The sequence below is a fragment of the Falsiroseomonas sp. RANM36 genome, from assembly GCF_056682175.1.
Map to the genome: position 1 here is coordinate 662,747 of NZ_JBWXTD010000003.1, position 6,631 is coordinate 669,377.

General features: G+C 75.5%; 6 protein-coding genes. 3 read left to right on the forward strand and 3 right to left on the reverse strand.

Annotated features, from left to right (window positions below):
• From AC1MIR_RS07965 to AC1MIR_RS07975, 3 genes are all read right to left on the reverse strand, one after another.
• Positions 1-1,104 (reverse strand): FlgK family flagellar hook-associated protein (locus tag AC1MIR_RS07965; RefSeq protein ID WP_480027640.1); only part of this gene is annotated, 1,104 nt, incomplete at its 3' end.
• Positions 1,105-1,281: 177 nt separating this feature from the next.
• Positions 1,282-2,649 carry a flagellar hook protein FlgE gene (locus AC1MIR_RS07970; RefSeq protein ID WP_480027641.1) on the reverse strand — a complete coding sequence of 456 codons (1,368 nt, stop codon included), beginning with the start codon at positions 2,647-2,649 and terminating at the stop codon, positions 1,282-1,284.
• Between the two features lie 27 nt (positions 2,650-2,676).
• Positions 2,677-3,654, reverse strand: a complete 978-nt coding sequence (locus AC1MIR_RS07975) for a hypothetical protein (RefSeq protein WP_480027642.1) — start codon at positions 3,652-3,654, stop codon at positions 2,677-2,679.
• Between the two features lie 121 nt (positions 3,655-3,775).
• On the opposite strand from AC1MIR_RS07975, the gene AC1MIR_RS07980 reads away from it, so the two are divergent.
• The 3 genes from AC1MIR_RS07980 to fliF form a co-directional block, all read left to right on the forward strand.
• The gene (locus tag AC1MIR_RS07980; RefSeq protein ID WP_480027643.1) at positions 3,776-4,366 is read left to right on the forward strand and encodes a flagellar hook-length control protein FliK; all 591 of its coding nucleotides are present in this window, start codon (positions 3,776-3,778) and stop codon (positions 4,364-4,366) included.
• A gap of 16 nt (positions 4,367-4,382) precedes the next feature.
• Complete coding sequence (locus AC1MIR_RS07985; RefSeq protein WP_480027644.1) at positions 4,383-5,039, forward strand: flagellar hook assembly protein FlgD; 657 nt, start codon at positions 4,383-4,385, stop codon at positions 5,037-5,039.
• A 110-nt stretch (positions 5,040-5,149) separates the two neighbouring features.
• A partial coding sequence (gene fliF, locus AC1MIR_RS07990; protein WP_480027645.1) for a flagellar basal-body MS-ring/collar protein FliF occupies positions 5,150-6,631 on the forward strand: 1,482 nt, incomplete at its 3' end.

Genomic DNA, 6,631 nt, shown 5'->3' on the forward strand with positions numbered 1-6,631 from the left:
GCCCCCCCCGGCCCCCCCCCCCCCCGCGGGGGGGCGGGCGCCCCCCCGGGCGGTCGGGGGGGCGCCGCCGGGTTCCACGCCGACCGCCGCCGCGAAGCCGAGCACCGGCCCACCGGCATAGGGCAGCGTCACATCCGGCACGGCGCCGGCGCCGGCGGTGAAGAGGCGAAGTCCCTGCGCCTCGAAGCGCGCGGCGGTGTGCGCGGCGGCGAGGTCGAGCTCGGCCTGCATGCGCGGCAGGGTGAGGTCGCGCAGCTCCGCCGCCGCGGCCATGCGCCCGCCGATCACGCGGCGCGTCACGTCCTCGCCGCGCAGCATCAGCCCGGGCAGCGTGCCCGCGCCGCCATGCCAGGCGCCGGTGCCCACGGTGGCGGGCGTGACGGAGAAGGCCGGCGCGCCATCCAGAGGCAGCACCATGCCGCCGCGCGCGACGACGGTGATCTCGCCCATCGTCCCGCGGATCACGCCGATGTCGAAGGACTGCGCCAGCCGCCCGAGCGCCAGGTCGCGCCGGTCCTCGAGATCTGCGGCGGTGCGGCCGGCGGAGAGTTCGCGGCGGATGTCGGTGGTCAGGCCGGCGATCTCCGCCAGCGCGGCATTCGCCGCCGCGGCTTCCTCCGCCAGCGCGTCATGCGCGGCCTGGCGCGTCTCCTCCAGCGCGCGCGCCACGCCGTTGAAGCGCGCGGCGAGGTCGCCGGATGCGGTGACGACGGCGCTGCGGCGGATCGGATCCTCCGGCGCCTCGCGCAGGTCGATGAAGGCGGCGCGCAGGGTGGAGAGCAGGCCGCCGATGCTGTCGCCATCCTCCGGCCTGCCATGCGCCGTCTCGACCGCGCCGAGCAGGCGGGTGCGCAGCGTCGCCGCGGCCAGGTCGCCGCCGGCGCGCATCTCCGCCGCCTGCAGCGCCAGGTCCACGTCGCGCGCGGCGGGCAGGCTGCGCACGCCGATGCCGGTGCCCTCGGCCGAGAGCGCCTTGCCTTCCAGGATCTTGCGGGTGTGGCCTTCCGTGCCGGCATTCGCGATGTCGTCCGCCGTGCGCGCCATCTGCCGGTCGAGCAGGCGCAGGCCGCTGCGCGCGACGGAGAGAGCGAGATCGAGGGTCATTGGAACTCCTCGTTCCCGAGGCGCTGGCGGCCGGCCACCGGACGGCCGAGGCCGCGAATGCGGCCCGCGCCCAGGCTGCCCGCGCCGCCGGCGCGACAGCGCGTGGCGCGCAAGGCAAGCGCGCGGAGCGCGCGCCCGCCGTTTGAGGGCACGAAAACAACACCCATCAACATGCGGCTACCGCCGCATGTTGATGGTGTCCTGCAGCATCTCGTCTGCGGCGGTGACGATGCGCGTGTTCGAGGTGTAGGCGCGCTGCGCCAGGATCAGCTTCGAGAACTCGCCGGCGATGTCCACGTTGGATCGCTCCACCGCGCCCGTCACCAGCTTGCCCACGCCATTGGAGGCGGCGTCCGTCACCCGCGCCTCGCCGCTCTCCACCGTGCGCATGAAGGCCTGGCCGTCCAGACGCTGCAGCCGGTCGGGATCGTTGAAGGCGACCACCGGCACGCGCGCGACGATGCGCGTCTGGCCGTTGTCGTAGTTCACCGCGACGTCGCCATTCTCCCGCACGATCACGCCGGAATAGGCGCCGAGCGGCACGCCGTCCTGGCTCAGGTCGCGCACGCTGTATTCCGTGCCGGCATAGTTGGTCAGGCCGGTCGGCACGCCATAGCCGCCGAGCCGGAGCGTGATGTCCTGGTTGCCGAAGCCGTAATCGGCGGTGAAGCCGAGGAACGCGGGATCGCCGATGGCCAGCGGTGCCGGCACCGTGCCCGTGGTGGCGGAGAGCGGGACGATGGAGGAGATGGTGCCGGGCGGCGCGGTCACCGCGGGCGGGCCGACGCTGATCACGCCGCCGAAATTCACGTCCACGAACCGCCCGTCCGGCGGCGCCAGCGTGTCGCCGGCCGGGGTGATCCGCAGCCGCCAAGTGTCGTCGTCGAGCTTCCACCAGTCCAGCGTGACCTGGCGCTGATTGCCCAGCGCATCGAAGATCTGCAGCACGGAGGAGACGGGCGGTTCCGCCGGCGCCCAGGGGGCGGCGCCCGGGGCGGCGGCCACCTGCGGCACGTTGAAGGGCAGGTTGGCGGCGAGGTCGATGCGGCTGGTCGGCACCGGGTTGTAGACCAGCTCCGTGATGCGGATCGGCGCCAGCGCGGTGCGGTCGGGCTCGCCGCTCGGCAGCATGCGCCAGCCCTCCAGGTAGTAGCTCGAGCCGTTCACCATGTAGCCGTCGCGGTCGAGGGCGAAGTCGCCGGCGCGGGTGAAGAACTGCCGCTCGTCGAACAGCGGGTTGCCGATCGTGCCGCCGCGCGACTGCGCGACGGAGAAGAAGCCCTGCCCGGCGATCGCCATGGCCAGCGGATTCTCCACCTGCTCGATCGCGCCTTGCACGGTGTTGGTGTAGTCCGGCCGCGCCTCGACGCTGCCGGGCATGTGCAGGCGCAACGTGGAGCGCGTCAGCCAGCTCGTGAAATTGGTGTCCACGCGCTTGAAGCCGACGGTCTGGCTGTTGGCGACATTGTCCGAGACATGGCCGAGCGCGCGCGACTGCGCGGTCAGGCCGCTGATCGCGGTGGTCATCGAGCCGAGCAGCGACATCCGGGATGATCCTCGTGGCGGATTCGTTCAGTGCAGCGGATCGCAACCGGCGTGCCAGCGTCGGCGTGGGTGATGCGCGACAAGGCTTGCCGCCCGCCGGCAGGATCTGCCCGGTGGCGGCGCGTGATTGCCGCCCCGCGATGCGGAGCGCGCGGCACGGCGCTTGCGCAGGCGGCGCCACATGGATGCGCTGCCCGCCCTGTCGCCCCAGCCCGTGATGCCTGCCGCCGCGCCGGCGCAAGACAGTGCCGATGCCGCCGGCTTCGCCGCGCTGCTGGCCGGGTTCGTCACGCCGACGGCGGAGGCGCAGGGACCGACACAGGGCATCGGATTGGTGCCGGCATCGCCCGTCGCGCCGGCGGTGCTGCCGCCTGCCACGCCTGCACTCGCGGTGGCGCTGCCGTCGCTGCCGCTCGCCGCCCCGATCATCGTTGTCGAACAGGAGGCGGTCGAGACCGCGCCGGAGCATGTCACCGCGACGCCCGTCGCGGAGGAGACGGCGAAGGCGGACAGCACGAAGGTCGTTGAAGAAGCGCCTGTCCTTATCGCCGCTCTGCCGGTCGCGCCGTCCCTCGCGCCGCCGCCGCCGGCACCCGTCGCCGCTGCGCTCGCACCGGCGGAGGAGTCGCGCGTCGCAGCCGCGCCGATGCCGAGCCTGCGCGCCGAGCCCGCGCCGGCTGCACCGCCACGGCAGGCGCAAGTCACGCCGGCTGATCCGCCTTCGCCTGCTCCGGCACCGCTTGCGCCAGGCGCCGCGCCGCCCCCGGCTGCGCCGCCGCCGCCGGCCGTCGCCCCGGCTGCGCCGCCGAAAGCGGCGAAGGCCGCCGCGCCGGAGCTGGTGGCTTCGCCGCGCGCCGGTGCACCGACCGTCGCTGCGCCGGTGCCGTCGGCGCCGCGCGCGGCGGGCGGCCCGCCGCCCGGCCGCGGGGCCGAACGGCCCAACGGAACGCCTTCGCCGGTTGCGCCGCCCGCGCCCGCGCCGCGGGCCGCACCGCGGGCGATCACCGCGACGGCGCCGGTTGCGGCGCCCGAGGACGCGCCCGCCATCCCGCCGCCCGGCGCCGCGCCTGCCGCGCCATCGCCCGGTGTCGCGCTGCCATCGGCGCCGAAGGATGCGGAGCCAGCGGTGCAGCTCACCGCGCATGTCGCCTTGCCTGTCGTGGTGGAGCCGGAGCGCGCGCGCCACGTCGCCGCGCCCGATTCACCCTCCGAGGTGGAGCCGGCCGCCTGGCAGCCGCCGGCGCCGCCCCCCGCCGATGCATCCGCGCCACCCGCGCCCGCGCCCGCGCCTGGAATGTCCCGCACGGCGCCGCCCGTGCCCTGGCCGGCGCGTCAGGTCGCGCCTTTCGTTGTGGCGCTCGCGCTCGGCCCCGATTCGCGCCTGGAGCTGACTCTGGAACCCGGGGAGCTCGGCCGTGTCGAGGTCGCCATCGAGCGGAGCGGCGGCGAGGCGATGGTCAGTCTGCGCGCCGAGCGCCCCGAAACCCTCGCGCTGCTGCAGCGCGACCGCGCCGAGCTGGAACGCGCGCTGTCCGATGCGGGACGCGGCGGCGATGGGCGCGGCACAAGCCTCTCCTTCGGCCTGGGCGGCGACGGATCGGCGCGCCGCGAGCGCCGCGAGGCGCGACACCAGCCGCCGGCGGCGCCACAGCGCGACATCGTCGCCGCGCCCCTCCCCGGCAGCGCGCCGCGCGGCCTGATCGATCTCGCCATCTGATGAAGGAGCCCGCGCGATGAGCGGCAGCCTTTCCGTGACCGCCGCGACCGGCAGCGCCGCCCGCCAGCAGGGGCCGCGGCTCTCGGCCGATCTCGGCACCTTCCTGACGCTGCTGACGACGCAGCTCCGCAACCAGGACCCGACCAAGCCGATGGACACCGAGACGCTGACCCAGCAGCTCGTGCAGTTCGCCGCCGTCGAGCAGCAGCTCGCCGGCAACCAGACGTTGGAGCGGCTGCTCGAGCTGCAGCAGGCTGGGCAGCTCGCTGAGACCGCCGGGCTGATCGGCCGGCGCGTGACGGTGGAGAGCGACACGCTGCCGCTGCAGAACGGACGGGCGGAGGTGGTGCTGCCCGCGGCCGGCGCGGCGCGGCGCGCCGGGGTCGCGGTGCCGGACGCCACCGGCGCCGCGCTGCGGCGGGAGACGGTCACCCTTGGCGCCGCCGCGCAAAGCTGGATCTGGGACGGCCGCGATTCGCGCGGCACGCAGCGCAGCGACGGCGCCTATCGCGTGGTGGTGGTCGGCCGCGCCGAGGACGGCACCGACCTGCCGATGACCGCCACCGTCGCCGGCCGCGTGACCGGCGCGGCCCGCAGCGAGGGCGAACTGGTGTTGCGCCTGGGCACGGCGACCATCGGCTTCAATCGCCTGCGCGAAGTGCCGGGCTCTTAACGCGGCAGTCACCGCTCCCCGGCAAGAACTGCCGGCGAAGGACGGCGGAGCGGGATTGCCGGGATGGCTTGCGCAAGAGGCGCATGGGCGTATGCGGCCGTGGGCGGCGTATGGGCGGGCTGATCGCGCAGCTCCGCGGCTTCGGGCCGCTGCGGCTGGCCGCGCTGGCGGGCGTCGGCGCGGCCATCCTCGGCCTGCTCGCCTTCCTCGCGCTGCGCGCGGCGGACCCGCCGATGGCGCTGCTCTATGGCGAGCTCGACCAGCGCGACGCAGGCCAGGTGGTTGCCGCGCTGGAGCGCCAGCGCATCCCGCATCGCCTGGCCGGCGGCGGCAGCCAGGTGCTGGTGCCGGAAGCCGAGGTGGCGCGGGTGCGGCTGCTGCTGGCGCGCGAGGGCCTGCCTGCCGGCGGCTCCGTCGGCTACGAGATCTTCGACCGCGGCGAGCGGCTGACCACAACGCCCTTCCAGCAGGACATCAACCGTCTGCGCGCGCTGGAAGGCGAGCTCTCGCGCACCATCCGCGGCCTGAATGGCGTGCGGCAGGCCCGCGTGCACCTGGTGCTGCCGCGGCGCGAGCCCTTTTCGCGCGAGCGGGGGGAGGCGCAGGCCTCCGTCGTGCTCACCATGGTCGGCGCGCAGCGCCTGGACCGGGAGGGCGTGCAGGCGGTGCTGCACCTGGTCTCCACCGCGGTGCCGGGCCTGAGGCCGCAGAACGTCTCCATCGTGGACAGCCGCGGCGAGCTGCTGGCGCGCGGCGGGCAGCCGATCTCCGGCCCCGCCGCCGCGCAGACCGCCGACGAGCTGCGCCGCGGGCAGGAGCTGCGCCTGGCCCGCGCGGTGGAGGACCTGCTGGAACGCACCCTCGGGCCCGGGCGCGTGCGTGCGGAAGCGGCGGTGGAGCTGGATTTCGACCGCGTGCAGACGCAGGAGGAGCGCTTCGACCCCGAGAACCAGGTGCCGCGCAGCACCCAATCCACGCAGGAGACCAGCCGCAGCACCGAGCCGGGGAATGTCTCCGTGCAGAACCAGCTGCCGGGCGGGGCGAACGAGCAGGGTGGCGCGCGCACAGAGCAGTCGCGCCAGGAGGAGACGACCAACTTCGAGATCGGCCGCCTGACGCGCAGCACCTCGCGCGAGCAGCCCTCTCTGCGGCGCATCTCCGTCGCGGTGCTGGTGGATGGCGTCTGGGAGCCGGTGAACGGCGGCGCGCCGCGCTGGCGCGAGCGTACGGCCGAGGAGATGGCGCGCATCGCGGCACTCGCGCGCTCCGCCGTCGGCTTCGACGAGCGGCGCGGCGACAAGGTGGAGGTCGTCAGCCTGCGCTTCGCCGAGCCGCCGCCCGCCGACATGGCGCCGGAGGGCTTCGTGATCCTCGGCCAGACCGTGCCGCCGGCGCTGATGGGGCGCATCGTCGAGAGCGCGATCCTGGCGCTGGTGGCGCTGGCCGCGATCCTGCTGCTCGGACGGCCGCTGGTCGGGCGGCTCGGCGTGGCGCTGGCGCCGCCGCCGGCGCGGGCCGCGGCCGGGGTCGGCGCGCTGCCGGGCGGCATGGAGGCGGAGGGCGCGCTGCCCGGCGGCGGTCCGGCCGCGGGG

Coding starts and splice junctions, on each gene's coding strand:
- AC1MIR_RS07970 (WP_480027641.1), bottom strand. CDS start 2,649: ATGTCGCTGCTCGGCTCGATGACCACCGCGATCAGCGGCCTGACCGCG.
- AC1MIR_RS07985 (WP_480027644.1), top strand. CDS start 4,383: ATGAGCGGCAGCCTTTCCGTGACCGCCGCGACCGGCAGCGCCGCCCGC.